This window comes from Roseateles sp. AC306, assembly GCF_979253795.1.
Genome location: NZ_CEEDEB010000005.1, coordinates 303,753 through 316,757, shown reverse-complemented (window position 1 = coordinate 316,757; position 13,005 = coordinate 303,753). Strand labels below are relative to the sequence as shown.

The following is a 13,005-nucleotide window of genomic DNA, read 5'->3' as shown; positions in this document are numbered from 1 at the left end:
GCAAAGCCAAGGGCGGCAAGCCGCAGCTCCATTCGCCCCGTCGCCAACAACCGGGATATGGTCCCGGCATGAAAACCATCCGCGACCTCATGATCCCGCCCGCGCACATCCAGGGCCGCGTCGAGGCCATCGTCGTGCGGGGCAATCCGCGCGACGCGGCGCGCTGCGTCGAGCAGACCACCGCCCTGGCCCACATCGGCCTGACCGACGACCGCCTGGGCCAGCGTGGCGAGGCCGAGCTGTCGACCCGCCAGGTCACGTTGATCCAGCAGGAGCACCTGCCCCTCATCGCCGCGTTCGCGCGCAGCGGGCCGCTCGACCCGGTCGACCTTCGGCGCAACCTCGTCGTCTCGGGCATCAACCTGTTGTCACTGAAGAATGCGACGCTGCGCGTGGGCGAGGCGCTGATCCAGATCGTCGGGCCCTGCGCGCCCTGTTCGCGCATGGAAGAAGTCATCGGACCGGGCGGTTATGCGGCTATGCGCGGCCACGGCGGCATGACGGCGCGCATCCTCGAAGGCGGGGCCATCCGCGTGGGTGACGCCGTCAGCGTCGCCCCGCCGCTGCCGAAATCCTGACGGCGAAACAGAGCGCAACTTTTGCCGCTGCGGGAAAACGCCGCAGCTTTCCGACGCATCGCGATACAACCCGCCGGCGGATCGTCACGGCGCGTAGTGCAGACTCGCGCGATGACCCTGGAAATTGTTGATGAAGCCGCGACGACCCTGACGGCGGAGCAGACCCTGACCGGATGGCGCCGCGAACTGTGCGTCGAGTTGCTTGGCGAAGGCCGGGCGCGTGTTTTCCTGCGGGCGGTGGAGGCGCCGTCGCTGAAGGCCACGGAACTGCATCGCGGCGTGCTGTTCCACCGCGTCGGCTCCACGTTCACCGACCTGGCCGGCTGCGCGACGGCGGCGCGTGGGCCGCTGGAACAGCTTGCAAGCACCGCCGTGCGGCAGCAGCCGAGCAAGGACAACCTCTTCGCCGCCGTCACCTATGACCGGCGAGCCTGGGAGAGCGTTGTCAGCGCCGTCGAGGACTGGCAGCGCCGACGGCATCCGGCGACGGCCCGCTGACGGCGCCACCCACCGGATTGCGTGCCCGCTCCACCGCCATGCGCGCGCTGGTCGCGGCGCTGAGCTGCTCTTTCAGGAAGTCCGCCAGCCTTGGCTGCTGGCTGAAGGCGACGTTGAAGCGGATGTGCGGGTCGGCCGCGCCATCGGCCGAAAAGGTGGCGCCGCGCACGAGCAGGATGTTGCTGCGGAAGGCTTCCTTGACGACGCCGTCCACGTCCACGCCCGCCGGCAGCGCGCCCCACAAGAAGAGCCCGCCTTCGCCGGCGTGCTCCAGCAGCATGCCGGCCTCACGCAGCTGGCGCGCGGCGCTGACGCGCGCCGTGCCCAGGCGCTGCTGCAGGCGCTCCAGGTGCTTGCGCCAGCGGCCGGCGGCCAGCACCTCCAGCAGCACGAACTCGTTGAGCGCCGCCGTCGTCAGCACCGACAGGATCTTCTCGCGCAGCAGCGCCTTCACGAGCGCCGGCTCGGCGGCCATGTAGCCCAGGCGCAGCGCGGGGCTCATGGCCTTGGCAAAGCTGGAGTAGTAGATGACGCCGTCCAGCCCGGACAGCTGCGCCAGCCTTGTGGGCGTGTTGGGTGTGCCAGGGTGGAAGTGACCCTGCACATCGTCCTCGGCGATGAGCATGCCGTGCCGCTGCGCCAGCACCAGCACGCGATGCAGGTTGGCGGCAGTGCTGCCCCAGCCGGTCGGGTTGTGCAGCACGCTCTGGATGAAGAGCAGGCGCGGCCGGTGCTGGGTGCAGGCGGCGTCCAGCGCCTCCAGGTCGATGCCGTCGTGCCGGCGCGGCACGGGCACGATGTTGGCGCCGGCCTGGCGCAGGCGGTCGAAGAGCAGGAAGTAGCCGGGCGTCTCCACCGCCACCGAGTCGCCCGGGCGCAGGAAGGCGCGGCAGATCAGGTCGATGGCCTGGGTGCCGCCATAGGTGGTCAGCACGCGGCCGGCGTCGACGGCCATGCCTTGGCCTCGCAGCAGCGTGGCGATGCGTTCGCGCAACTCGGGGAGGCCCTGCGGCGGGCAGCGCGAAGCCATGCCCGCAGTGGCGCGCGCCAGGCCGCGCTGCACGGCGGCGGCGGGGATGGCGTCTTCCAGCCAGGTGGCGGGTAATGCGCCGCTGCTGGCCAGCAGCACGCCGGCCTTCTGATCGTTGGCCTGCTGGGCCAGCCAGACGGCCTCCTGCTCCTCGCCGGCTTCCACGCGTACCGCGTCGGGCATCGCGTTGGCAGGGCCCTCGGCGACGAAGAAGCCGGCCGTGCCGCGCGAGTCGATCAAGCCGGCGGCCACGAGGCGGTCGTAGGCGGTGACGACGGTGTTCGGACTGACGCCTAACTGCGCAGCGAGCTGGCGTATGGAGGTCAGCCGCGCGCCGGGCGGCAACTGGGCGCTGACCATCAGCGCGTGCAGGCGCTGCTCGATCTGGTCGGCCAGCGGGGTGGGCGAATGGCGGTCGAGGGAAAACATCAACGAAGGAGCATCAGCGCCAGCACGGCCAGGGAGGCGGCCATGATGGCATTGAACACGCGCAGCCTCGCGGGGCTGGACAGGAAGCGGCCTATCCAGGCGCCGAACAGTGCCCATGTCGACGTGCAGGGAAAGCCGATGACCGCGCCGATGACGCTGACGAGCACGGCGCCGGAGATCGGGTCGTAGCCCGCCGGCATGAAGACCGACGCGAGCGTCACGGCCTTGACCCAGCTCTTGGGGTTCACCAGTTGAAAAAGCACGGTCTGCGTGAACCGCAGTTGTTCCGGCGCACGGGCGTGGACCGTCTGGCTGCCCGCCAGGCGCCAGGCCAGCACCAGCATGTAGAGCGTGCCCGCCAGCTTGAGCGCGGCGTGCAGCGGCGGCCAGGCGGTGAACAGGGCGCCCAGGCCCAGGCAGGCCGCTAAGGTCAGCAGCGCGACGCCGGTGTTGATACCCACCACGGCCGGCAGCGTGCGCCGATAGCCGTGGTGGGCGCCGCTGGCCACCATCAGCATGTTGTTGGGGCCGGGAGTGCCGCTCATCAGCAGGCAGTAGGTCATCAGGGGCAGCAGCTCAGTCATGCCGCCATTGCAGCGGCTGAGCGGGCGGGCGTGAAGCTACAGCAGGTCGGCGTGAGCGGGGCGCTGTATCAGTGTCACGGCCCATACAGGCGAGGCGACGCGCCGGTCAGCCCCGCTCGGCGCGCTCCTGGCAGGCCGTGCAGCGCGCGGCGGCGGGCTGGGCCTGTAGACGTGCCAGCGGAATGTCGCAGCCGCAGTCGATGCATTCGCCGTAGTGGCCGTCGTCCATGCGGTCGAGCGCGGCGCCGATGTCGTTCAGCTCCTGGGTGTCGCGGCCTTGTTCGGCGTGGCGCACCGTGTGCCGCGTCTCCTCCTCACCGCGTTCGCCGTCGTCCTCGACCGGCCCGCCGGGCGTGCGCGTCATGTCGCTGGCTTCCTCGCTGCGCAGGGCGGCGACTTCTTCGCGCAGCTCTGCTGCACGTGCTTCAAGCCGCTCGCGCAGCGTGTCCAGATCGGTGCGGTCTTGCAGTGCCATGTCGGTCTCCTCGTAGGGGCCTACAGGGTGGCAAGCGGCGTGCCGGTTCAGGGCCAGGCGATCTCCGCGCGCAGCCCGCCCAGCGGTGAATCCAGCAGCGCCACGCTGGCCCCCTGCTGTCTAGCCGCCGCGCGCACGATGGCCAGCCCCAGGCCGCTGCCGGCCGCTTCCACACCCTCGCCGCGCTGGAAGCGGTCGAAGACGCGCTCGCGCTGGTCGGCCGGGATGCCGGGGCCGTCGTCGTCCACGCGCAGCAGCGGCGCGCCGCGCGGGCCATGCAATGCGCTCACCTGCACCGTTCGTGCGCCGTACTTCACCGCGTTGTCGATGAGGTTGCGCAACGCGCCCCGCAGGGCCTGTGGGTCGCCGGTGAGGGGCAGGGGGTTGGGGGCCGTGAGCGTGAGCGTCACGCCGGCCTTGTCGGCCAGCGGCTGCACGTCAGCCACCGCCTGGCGGGCCAGGTCGGCGAGGTCCAGCGGCTGCATGGCGGCCTGCGCGCCCGGCTCGGCGCGGGCCAGCGCGAGCAGCTGCTCGACGAGGTGCACGGCGCGGTCGATGCCGCCGCGCAGCCGCGCGATGGATTCGTCCTGCTGCTCGCCAGGCGCCGAGTCGCGCAGCAGGCCGAGCTGCAGCTTGAGCGCCGTCAGCGGCGTGCGCAACTCGTGGGCGGCGTCGGCAACAAAACTGCGTTGCGCGTCGAAGGCTTCGGCCAACCGGCCCAGCAGGCCGTTGAAGGCGTCCACCAGCGGCGCCACCTCCCCGGGCAGGCCGGCGGTGGGCAGCGCCTGCAAGGCATTCGCGCCGCCGGCTTGCGCGGCCCGGGTGACGCGCGCCAGCGGCGCCAGCGAGATGCCGATCAGCCACCACACCGCCCAAGCCACCAGCGGCAGCGCAACGGCGACCGGCACCACGCTGCGCAGGGCGGCCAGCGCGGCAAGCTTCTGCCGCACGGCCAGCGGCTGCGCCACCTGCACCACGCGCAGCGGCGTGGCGGCGCTGAAGACGCGCCAGTCCTGCCCGCCCAGACGCAGGTGGGAGTAGCCCAGCACCGCGCGTGCCGGCAGCGGCTCGGTCATGCCCTGCGGCCGGCTGGAATACAGCTCCAGCCCCTGCAGCGACCAGATCTGCACGACGTAGTCGAAGCTCGGGTCGGCCAGCGCGGCCGCCTCGTCGCTTTCGACGCGGCCCTGGTCGCGCAGCGACAGCGCGGTCTGCCGGAGCTGGTAGTCGAACAGCTGGTCGGCCTCGGCGCGCACGCTCACATACGTCGCGCCGGCCACGGCCAGCGCCGTCACGGCGCCGAGCACGGCGAGCAGCGCGAAGAGGCGGCCACGCAAGGTGGAGAGCCACTTCACGCGGCGCCGCCTTTCTCGGGGCCGGCGTAGTAACCGAGGCCGCGCACGGTGTGCAGCAGGTCGGCGCCCAGCTTCTTGCGCAGCTGGTGCATGTAGACGCTGATGGCGTTGCTCTCCAGCTCCTCGCCCCAGCCGTAGAGGCGGTCCTCCAGCTGGGCGCGCGAGACGATGGCGCCGGGTCGCTCCAGCAGCGCCTGCAGCAGCGCGAACTCACGGGCCGACAGCAGCACGGGGCGCCCGCTGCGCGTGACCTCGCGCGTGGCCGGGTCCAGGCGCAGGTCGGCCACGGTGAGGGCCGTGTCGGCGCGACCGCTCTTGCGGCGGGCGAGGGCGCGCAGCCGGGCCAGCAACTCGTCCAGCTCGAAGGGCTTGACGAGATAGTCGTCCGCGCCCGCATCCAGGCCCGTGACCTTGTCGCTGAGCGCATCGCGCGCCGTCAGCACGATGACGGGTGTGGCGTCGCCGCGTGCGCGCATCGCCCGCAGCACGGCCACGCCGTCGCGCTTGGGCAGACCCAGGTCCAGCAGCACGGCGTCGAAGCGTTCGCTGCTGGCCAGCACCGCGTCGGCGGCCTGCCCGTCGCGCACCCAGTCGGCCGCAAAGCCCTGGCGGCGCAGCGCCTCCCGCAGGCTCTCGCCGATCATGGGGTCGTCTTCTACAAGCAGCAGGCGCATGAAGGGGGTGGGGCGGATGTGGACGCGACAGCGGATTGTGGCGACTGGATCGAAGCAGGGCACGCCGGCGCGGTGCGTCATCTGGGAAACGCCTCGTTGCTGAAAAGCCCATGCCACCGGCAGGAGAGGTCCACAGAATGCGTCCCCATGAAGAAGCAGACGGTTCACCTCTTCGTTTTCGACACGATGTCGGACTGGGAATACGGTTACCTCGCTGCCGGCATCAACAGCCCGGTAGGGCAGAAGGATCCCGGCAGCTTCAGGGTCATGACCGTGGGCGAGTCCGAGGAGCCGGTCAAGACGGCGGGCGGCCTGCGCGTGCTGCCCGACCTGACGCTGGACGACCTAGAGCCGGCCAAGAGCGCGATGCTGGTGCTGCCCGGCGGCGCGGCCTGGGACAGGAAGAAGAACAGGAAGGCCGCCGAGCTGGCGGGCGAATTCCTGAGCGCAGGCACGCCGGTAGCCGCCATCTGCGGCGCCACGGCCGGCCTGGCGCGCGCCGGCCTGCTGGACGACGTGCCGCACACCAGCAACTCCAGGGGCTACCTCGTCGCCACCGGCTATGCGGGCGAAGCCTGCTACCGCGAGAAACCGGTGGTGAGGTCGGGAAATCTCATCACCGCGCCGGCCATGCGCCCGCTGGAGTTCGCCCGCGAGGTATTCACCGCGCTCGACGTCTATGCCGAAGACGTGCTGGCCGCCTGGTATGGCCTGTACAAGACCGGTGACGCGAAGTATTTCGAGGCGTTCATGCGGGCGAGCGCCTGAGCGTCCATTGCAGCCAGCCCACGTCGCCATTCAGCTTGAAGGAGCCTTCATGACCGCGAAGAACACCATCTGCCTCTGGTACGACGGCGACGCCGAAGCTGCGGCCAACTTCTACGCCGAGACCTTTCCCGATAGCCAGGTCGGCGACATCACCCGCGCGCCGGGCGACTTTCCCGACGGCAAGGAGGGCGATGTGCTGACGGTGGAGTTCACCGTCTACGGCATCCCCTGCGTCGGCCTGAACGGCGGGCCGCTGTTCAAGCACAGCGAGGCCTTCTCGTTCCAGATCGAGACCGAGGACCAGGCCGAGACCGACCGCCTGTGGAACGCGATCGTCGGCAACGGTGGGCAGGAGAGCCAGTGCGGCTGGTGCAAGGACCGCTGGGGCCTGTCGTGGCAGATCTCGCCGCGCGTCCTCAACGACGCCTTCAAGGGCCCCGACCGCGTGGCGGCCAAGCGCGTGTTCGAGGCCATGATGACGATGCAGAAGATCGACGTCGCCGCCATCGAGGCGGCACGCAGGGGCTAGAACATCGTCGACCGGTGGGCGCCGAAGCCCGCCATGACGCCGTCGCCCACCGACAGCGCCACGCTGCCCGCCGCACGCGCCGCGTCGCCGCAGGCGAAGACGTGGGTCACGCTGGTTTCCTGCGTCGGGCCGACCTGGATGAACGGGCCCATCGGCCCGTCCGTCATCACACAGCCGAGCTGCTCGGCCACCGGGCTGGCCATGACGGTGCGCGGCTGCGTGAAGAGGCCGTTCATGCGCAGCACGCGGCCGTCGGCCAGCACCACGTCGGCCTCGCCGTCGATGCGCTCGACGGGTGTGGCCTCGACGCGCGTGCCGCGACGGGCGAGATCGGCGCGCTCCTCGTCATTGGGCGTGTAGACGCCGTTCAGGAACAGCGTCGTGCGGCCCCAGTCGGGCAGCATGAGGGCATGGTGCTGCGCCATCGGCGTGGCGGCGATGACGCCGATCTCGCCGGCGTCCAGCTCGTAGCCGTGGCAGTAGGGGCAGTGGAAGACGCTGCGGCCCCAGCGCTCGGCAAGGCCTGGCACCGGTGGCAGCAGGTCGCGCACGCCGGTGGCGAGGATGAGGCGGCCGGCGCTCACGGTTGTGTCGCCGGCGCGGAACTCGAGCCGCCCGTCAGCGGCCATGCGGGCGTCTTCGGCAACGCCGTCCAGCCACTGCACGCTCGGATAGCGCAGCAACTGTTCCCGGCCCTGGGCGGCTATTGCCGCAGGCGCGCGGCCGTCCTGGCTCATGAAGCCGTGCGAGGTCAGGCCGGCCTCGTCGACGAAGCGGTTGCGGCGCTGCCCTGCGTCGACGACGAGCACGTTGCGGCGCGCCCGCGCCAGTTGCAGCGCCGCAGAGAGGCCGGCGAAGCTGCCGCCGATGACGGCGAAATCAATCTGCATGGAGATGCTCCTCGAGTCGATGCGGCGCTGTCTTGCGGTGCTCGGCCAGCCGCTGGTGGAAGTCCTGCGACAGACCGGCCAGCGTCACCGCGCCGAGCCGCTTCAGCAGCAGCGCCTCGGCGTCCCGCACGGCGGCGCCCAGCGACTCGTTGACGGCCTGGGCGACCAGGCACTCCGGCCGGTCCTCACGGAAGCCGAGCGACACGAAGGCCGGCGCGCCGAGCGCCTCGTGCACGTCGCGCAGCGTGATGCGGTCGAGCGGGCAGCTCAGCACCCAGCCGCCGCCGTGGCCCTTGGATGACGCGACGAAGCCGGCCTCCCGAAGCCCGGTCATCAGGCGGCGCAGCACGACCGGGTTGGTGTGCATCGCCGCGGCGAGCGCCTCGGAGGTGGCGGGGCCCTCGCCCTCGGCCATGTGCAGGAGGACGTGCAGGACGTCGGACAGCTGGCTGCTTGATTTCATGCAACATTATTGGTTGCATGATCAAGGCCTTGCGGCCGATGGGGGCTCTTTGGGTGCTGTCTCAGGCCTTGGCCATCGCCGCCTTGTAGACGGATTGCCGCGGCTGGGCCATCAGCCGGCGCAGCATGGGCTCGAAGAAGCTCAGCGGCGGCGCCTCGGCACTGGGGTCGAAGGCCGGGTTGTCGTAGCGCTCGACGAACTCGGCCGTGTGCGCAAAGTGCGGGTGGCTGCGGAACTGCTCGCGCATGTCGCGGTCCAGGCCGATGTGGTGGAAGAAGTTGTAGCCCTGGAAGATGCCGTGCTGCTGCACCATCCACAGGTTGGCCTCGGTCACGAAGGGCTTGAGGATGGCGGCGGCGATGTCCGGGTGGTTGAAGCTGCCCAGGGTGTCGCCGATGTCGTGCAGCAGCGCGCAGCAGACGTACTCCTCGTCGCGGCCGTCGCGGTGGGCGAGCGTGGCGGTCTGCAGGCAGTGCGTGAGGCGGTCGACGGGGAAGCCGCCGAAGTCGCCGTCCAGCAGGCGCAGGTGATCGAGCACGCGGTCGGGCAGGCTGCGCGCCATCTTCATGGCCTCGGGCACGATCAGCTGCCAGTCCTCGCGGGTGCTGGCGTCCATGCGGGTGAAGCTGGCGCGGTCGTTCATGGCGGCTCCGATAAAAGTGAAGTCATTCTGTGCTGCGTGGCGGTGCGTGGCTGTCACGTCGGGCACCGTGCTGGTGCCGCGTGGTGGGCGCCACGGGTGACAGCGCTGGCACGGAAGCTGCGGACGGCGATGCGGGATACCGCTGCCCACAGGAGACCTGCCATGACCCCGACTTCCCCCCGCCGCCTGCTGCTGGCCGCCGGCCTGGCGCTGCTGACCCTGCTGCCCGTTGCCGCCCAGGCCCAGACCGCGCTCGACACCATCACCAAAAGCAAGACGATCAAGATCGCCGTGCCGACGGACTACCCGCCCTACGGCTTCGTCGGCCCCGACATGGCGCCGCAGGGCCTGGACGTGGCCGTGGCGCAGCTGATCGCCACGAAGCTGGGCGTGAAGGCCGAACTGGTGCCGGTGACGAGCGCCAACCGCATCGCCTACCTGCAGACCAGGAAGGCCGACCTCGTCATCTCCACGCTCGGCAAGAACCCCGACCGCGAGAAGGTCATCAATTTCAGCGCGGCCTATGCGCCCTTCTTCCAGGCCGTGTTCGCGGCCAAGGCGTTGCCCATCAAGACCTGGGCCGACCTGGGCGGCAAGAGCGTGGCCGTCACGCGCGGCGCGATGGAAGACCAGGAGCTGGCCAAGGTCGCGCCGGCCACGCTGGAATACAAGCGCTTCGAGGACAACAACGCCACGATCGCGGCCTTCGCCGCCGGGCAGACCCAGCTGCTGGCCACCAGCGCGGCGGTGGCCGGCAACCTGATGCAGCGCAACCCGGGGCTGAACACCGAATACAAGCTGCTGTTGAAGGACAGCCCTTGCTACGTCGGCGTGGCCAAGGGCGAGGACGCGCTGCTGGCCAAGGTCAACGCCATCATCGCGGCGGCCAAGGCGGCGGGCGAGCTGGAGGCGCTGTCGAAAAAGTGGCTGGGCCGCAGCACCGGCGAACTTCCTCTTTGAGCTGACATGATCAGCTTTGACTTCGCCGCCGTGCTGGCCGAATGGCCGCTGCTGCTCAAGGGCCTGGCGTGGACGCTCGGCCTCACGCTCATCGCCACGCCGCTCGGCCTCGTCATCGCCACGCTGGGCGCCTGGTCGCGCGCCAGCGGCCCGGTGTGGCTGCGGCGGGTGCTGGGCGCCTATGTGGAGCTGCTGCGCAACACGCCCTTCATCGTGCAGCTGTTCTTCATCTTCTTCGGCCTGCCGGCGGCGGGCGTGAAGCTGTCGCCCGAGGCGGCGTCGCTGATCGCGATGACGCTCAACCTGGGCGCCTACGGCACCGAGATCCTGCGCTCCGGCATCCAGGCCACGCCGCGCGGCCAGTGGGAGGCGGCGCAGAGCCTGGCGCTCAGCCCCGTGCAGGTGTTCATGCGCGTCGTGCTGCCACCGGCATTCCAGCGCGTGTGGCCGGCGCTGACGAGCCAGATCATCATCGTCATGCTCGGCTCGGCGGTCTGCGGACAGATCTCCACCGAGGAGCTGAGCTACGCCGCCAACCTCATCCAGAGCCGCAACTTCCGCGCCTTCGAGGCTTTCATCATCGCGACGCTGTGCTACCTGGCGCTGTCCATTGCCGCCCGCCACCTGCTGATGTGGGCCGGGCCGCGCTTCATCTTCGGTAGGCGGGCGTCATGATCGAGTTCACCCTCTGGGACATCGTCCGCAACCTGCTGCTGGCGCTGCGCTGGACTGTGGCGTTATCGGCCATTGCCTTCGTTGGCGGCGGCCTGGTGGGCGGCCTGCTGCTGACGCTGCGCCTCGGGCTCGGGTCGCGCACGCGGCGGCTGATCTCGCTGTACGTGCAGCTCTTCCAGGGCACGCCGCTGCTGATGCAGCTCTTCCTGGCCTACTTCGGCCTGGCGCTGCTGGGGCTGGAGGTGTCGGCCTGGACTGCGGCGGCGCTGGCGCTGACGCTCTACACCAGCGCCTATCTCGTCGAGATCTGGCGCGGCTGCGTGGAGGCCGTGCCGCGCGGCCAGTGGGAGGCCGCGCGCAGCCTGGCGCTGAGCTTCGGCGAGCAGTTGCGACACGTCGTGCTGCCGCAGGCCGGGCGCCTGGCCATCGCGCCCACGGTGGGCTTTCTCGTGCAGGTCATCAAGGGCACCGCGCTCGCGTCGGTCATCGGCTTCATCGAGCTGACCAAGGCCGGCAGCATGATCGCCAACGCCAGCTTCAAGCCCTTCCTCGTCTTCGGCTGCGTGGCGCTGCTGTACTTCGCGTTGTGCTTCCCCGTCAGCCTCTTTGCTCAACACCTGGAGCGCCGAATCCATGCTCGCTGAAGTCCACGCCGACCCCATCGTGCGTATCACCGCGCTGCGCAAGTCCTACGGAGCTAACGAGGTGCTCAAGGGCATCGATCTGGACGTGAAGCGCGGCGAGGTCATCGCCATCATCGGCAAGAGCGGCTCGGGCAAGAGCACGCTGCTGCGCTGCGTGAACGGGCTGGAGCAGTTCCAGGACGGCGCGCTGACCGTCAACGGCAAGCCGCTGCTGTACGACAGCGCCATGGCCATGCGCGAGCTGCGCCAGCAGGTCGGCATGATCTTCCAGGGCTTCAACCTGTTCCCTCACCTCAGCGTCGGCCGCAACGTGATGCTGGCGCCGACGCTGGTGAAGAAACGTGCCCACAACGACGCCGCTCAGCAGGCCGCCAAGCTGCTGGCCCGCGTGGGCCTGGCCGAGAAGTTCAACGCCATGCCCGACCAGCTCTCCGGCGGCCAGCAGCAGCGCGTGGCCATCGCCCGCGCGCTGGCGATGGAGCCGGCCGTGCTGCTGTGCGACGAGATCACGTCGGCGCTGGACCCCGAGCTGGTGGGCGAGGTGCTGCGCGTCGTCGAGACGCTGGCCGAGGAGGGCATGACGCTGCTGATGGTCACGCACGAGATGAGCTTCGCCCGCAAGGTGGCCGACCGCGTCATCTTCATGCACCAGGGCCGCGTGCACGAGATCGGCCCGCCGGCCGAGCTGTTCAGCGCGCCGCGCACGCCGGAGTTGAAACAGTTCCTGTCGTCGTTGCACGATTAGGAGGCTGTCGGGCTTGGGGCCGGGTGCGCGTTGGGCCTGCAAGGGTGCTGAGACAAGGCGCAAAGCGGAGCGGTACCGGGCGTACCGCGAGCATTTGCAACGCAGGATCGGCGCCCTTGCAGGCCCAACCCGAAGGGCCAGGGCCCAAGCCCTACAGCCTCCCGGGCGCGTCGCTTGCCCCGTTGGCTCTCCTTCCATGAACGGAGTAGCCGATGAAGACCGTATGGTTGCTGGCCGCCGACGAGGCCATTGCGCGCATCCTTGAACTTCCTGAAGACGCCGGCGACCTGGTGCCCGTCGAGGAGCTGACCGACCCCGACGCGCATGCCCGCGAATCCGATTTCCACGATGCCCCGCACGGTCGCCGCGCTGCAGGCGGCACGGGCTTGCAGGGCCAGGCCACCGTCTCGGCCAGTGATTCCGAGCGGCATCTGCACGCCCAGCGTTTTGCCGCACGCATTGCCGAGCGGCTGGCACAGGCGCTTCAGGAAGGCCGTTACGGCGTGCTGCATGTCATCGCCGCACCGCGCATGCTGGGCTATCTGCGCAAGGCCTTCAGCGCGAACGTGGCGGCTACCGTCGCCAGCGAGCAGGACAAGGACGTCGTGCAGGAAAGCCTGGCCGACCTGACGCGGCGCATTCCGGGCGCGGCCCGAGGGCTGTCATGAGCAAGTCGCCCGGCCACCGCGACCACCCCGAGCACACGGTGGCGGAGACGCGGCTGGCGCACAAGGTTCGCGCCAGCATCGACGGGAAGGTCGTGGCCGAGTCCGACGACGTCATCCGCGTCGATGAGACCGGCGCGCCGCCGCGCCTGTATTTCCCGCGCGAAGCGGTCAAGGTCGACCAGCTGACGCCCAGCGACACCCGGACGCATTGCCCATTCAAGGGTGATGCCAGCTACTACAGCGTGACGCAGGGTGGCCGGCAGCTCAAGGACGCCATCTGGTCCTACGAGTCACCCTACGACGAGCACACCGCGCTGGCTGGCCGCCTGGCCTTCTACGACGAGAAGCACCCCGGCATCACGTTCAGCGAAGCGGCCTGATCGGGCTGCGGGCCACA

The 13,005-nt window shown here is 70.1% G+C and carries 18 protein-coding genes; 10 read left to right on the top strand and 8 right to left on the bottom strand.

The window, feature by feature from the left end; genetic code table 11:
* The first annotated feature begins 68 nt into the window (after positions 1-68).
* Both AC0IZJ_RS13545 and AC0IZJ_RS13540 read left to right on the top strand, forming a co-directional pair.
* Entirely contained in the window at positions 69-578 is a 510-nt protein-coding gene (locus AC0IZJ_RS13545; protein WP_471850519.1) for an MOSC domain-containing protein, read from the top strand.
* Positions 579-689: 111 nt separating this feature from the next.
* Positions 690-1,076, top strand: a complete 387-nt coding sequence (locus AC0IZJ_RS13540) for a hypothetical protein (protein WP_471850517.1) — start codon at positions 690-692, stop codon at positions 1,074-1,076.
* Here AC0IZJ_RS13540 and AC0IZJ_RS13535 read toward each other — a convergent pair.
* From AC0IZJ_RS13535 to AC0IZJ_RS13515, 5 genes are all read right to left on the bottom strand, one after another.
* Entirely contained in the window at positions 1,024-2,535 is a 1,512-nt protein-coding gene (locus tag AC0IZJ_RS13535; protein ID WP_471850515.1) for an aminotransferase-like domain-containing protein, read from the bottom strand. The two genes, AC0IZJ_RS13540 and AC0IZJ_RS13535, sit on opposite strands and share 53 nt — an antisense overlap.
* The gene (locus AC0IZJ_RS13530; protein WP_471850513.1) at positions 2,535-3,119 is read right to left on the bottom strand and encodes a LysE family translocator; all 585 of its coding nucleotides are present in this window, start codon (positions 3,117-3,119) and stop codon (positions 2,535-2,537) included. The genes AC0IZJ_RS13535 and AC0IZJ_RS13530 overlap by 1 nt, the downstream gene beginning before the upstream one ends.
* 106 nt (positions 3,120-3,225) lie before the next feature.
* Positions 3,226-3,594, bottom strand: coding sequence for a TraR/DksA family transcriptional regulator (locus tag AC0IZJ_RS13525; RefSeq protein WP_471850511.1), 369 nt, complete (start codon positions 3,592-3,594; stop codon positions 3,226-3,228).
* Between the two features lie 47 nt (positions 3,595-3,641).
* The gene (locus tag AC0IZJ_RS13520; RefSeq protein ID WP_471850509.1) at positions 3,642-4,949 is read right to left on the bottom strand and encodes an ATP-binding protein; all 1,308 of its coding nucleotides are present in this window, start codon (positions 4,947-4,949) and stop codon (positions 3,642-3,644) included.
* Positions 4,946-5,623: a response regulator gene (locus AC0IZJ_RS13515; protein ID WP_471850507.1), complete on the bottom strand. Its 678-nt coding sequence runs from the start codon at positions 5,621-5,623 to the stop codon at positions 4,946-4,948. The genes AC0IZJ_RS13520 and AC0IZJ_RS13515 overlap by 4 nt, the downstream gene beginning before the upstream one ends.
* 147 nt (positions 5,624-5,770) lie before the next feature.
* On the opposite strand from AC0IZJ_RS13515, the gene AC0IZJ_RS13510 reads away from it, so the two are divergent.
* A complete protein-coding gene (locus tag AC0IZJ_RS13510; RefSeq protein ID WP_471850505.1) occupies positions 5,771-6,391 on the top strand; it encodes a type 1 glutamine amidotransferase family protein in 621 nt (206 codons plus the stop codon).
* 49 nt (positions 6,392-6,440) lie between these two features.
* Complete coding sequence (locus AC0IZJ_RS13505; protein WP_471850503.1) at positions 6,441-6,920, top strand: VOC family protein; 480 nt, start codon at positions 6,441-6,443, stop codon at positions 6,918-6,920.
* Here AC0IZJ_RS13505 and AC0IZJ_RS13500 read toward each other — a convergent pair.
* The 3 genes from AC0IZJ_RS13500 to AC0IZJ_RS13490 form a co-directional block, all read right to left on the bottom strand.
* Positions 6,917-7,810, bottom strand: a complete 894-nt coding sequence (locus AC0IZJ_RS13500) for an NAD(P)/FAD-dependent oxidoreductase (RefSeq protein ID WP_471850501.1) — start codon at positions 7,808-7,810, stop codon at positions 6,917-6,919. The genes AC0IZJ_RS13505 and AC0IZJ_RS13500 overlap by 4 nt on opposite strands.
* A complete protein-coding gene (locus AC0IZJ_RS13495; RefSeq protein WP_471850499.1) occupies positions 7,800-8,273 on the bottom strand; it encodes an Rrf2 family transcriptional regulator in 474 nt (157 codons plus the stop codon). Before AC0IZJ_RS13495 ends, AC0IZJ_RS13500 begins: the two co-directional genes overlap by 11 nt.
* A gap of 61 nt (positions 8,274-8,334) precedes the next feature.
* Entirely contained in the window at positions 8,335-8,916 is a 582-nt protein-coding gene (locus AC0IZJ_RS13490; protein WP_471850497.1) for an HD domain-containing protein, read from the bottom strand.
* 162 nt (positions 8,917-9,078) lie between these two features.
* On the opposite strand from AC0IZJ_RS13490, the gene AC0IZJ_RS13485 reads away from it, so the two are divergent.
* From AC0IZJ_RS13485 to AC0IZJ_RS13460, 6 genes are all read left to right on the top strand, one after another.
* Entirely contained in the window at positions 9,079-9,876 is a 798-nt protein-coding gene (locus AC0IZJ_RS13485) for a transporter substrate-binding domain-containing protein (RefSeq protein WP_471850495.1), read from the top strand.
* Between the two features lie 6 nt (positions 9,877-9,882).
* On the top strand, positions 9,883-10,551 hold the full coding sequence (locus AC0IZJ_RS13480) for an amino acid ABC transporter permease (RefSeq protein WP_471850493.1): 669 nt from the start codon (positions 9,883-9,885) through the stop codon (positions 10,549-10,551).
* A complete protein-coding gene (locus AC0IZJ_RS13475; RefSeq protein ID WP_471850491.1) occupies positions 10,548-11,195 on the top strand; it encodes an amino acid ABC transporter permease in 648 nt (215 codons plus the stop codon). Before AC0IZJ_RS13480 ends, AC0IZJ_RS13475 begins: the two co-directional genes overlap by 4 nt.
* Complete coding sequence (locus AC0IZJ_RS13470) at positions 11,185-11,940, top strand: amino acid ABC transporter ATP-binding protein (RefSeq protein ID WP_471850489.1); 756 nt, start codon at positions 11,185-11,187, stop codon at positions 11,938-11,940. The genes AC0IZJ_RS13475 and AC0IZJ_RS13470 overlap by 11 nt, the downstream gene beginning before the upstream one ends.
* A 212-nt stretch (positions 11,941-12,152) precedes the next feature.
* Positions 12,153-12,608 carry a host attachment protein gene (locus AC0IZJ_RS13465; protein WP_471850487.1) on the top strand — a complete coding sequence of 152 codons (456 nt, stop codon included), beginning with the start codon at positions 12,153-12,155 and terminating at the stop codon, positions 12,606-12,608.
* Positions 12,605-12,988: a DUF427 domain-containing protein gene (locus AC0IZJ_RS13460; protein ID WP_471850485.1), complete on the top strand. Its 384-nt coding sequence runs from the start codon at positions 12,605-12,607 to the stop codon at positions 12,986-12,988. The genes AC0IZJ_RS13465 and AC0IZJ_RS13460 overlap by 4 nt, the downstream gene beginning before the upstream one ends.
* Positions 12,989-13,005: the final 17 nt, after the last annotated feature.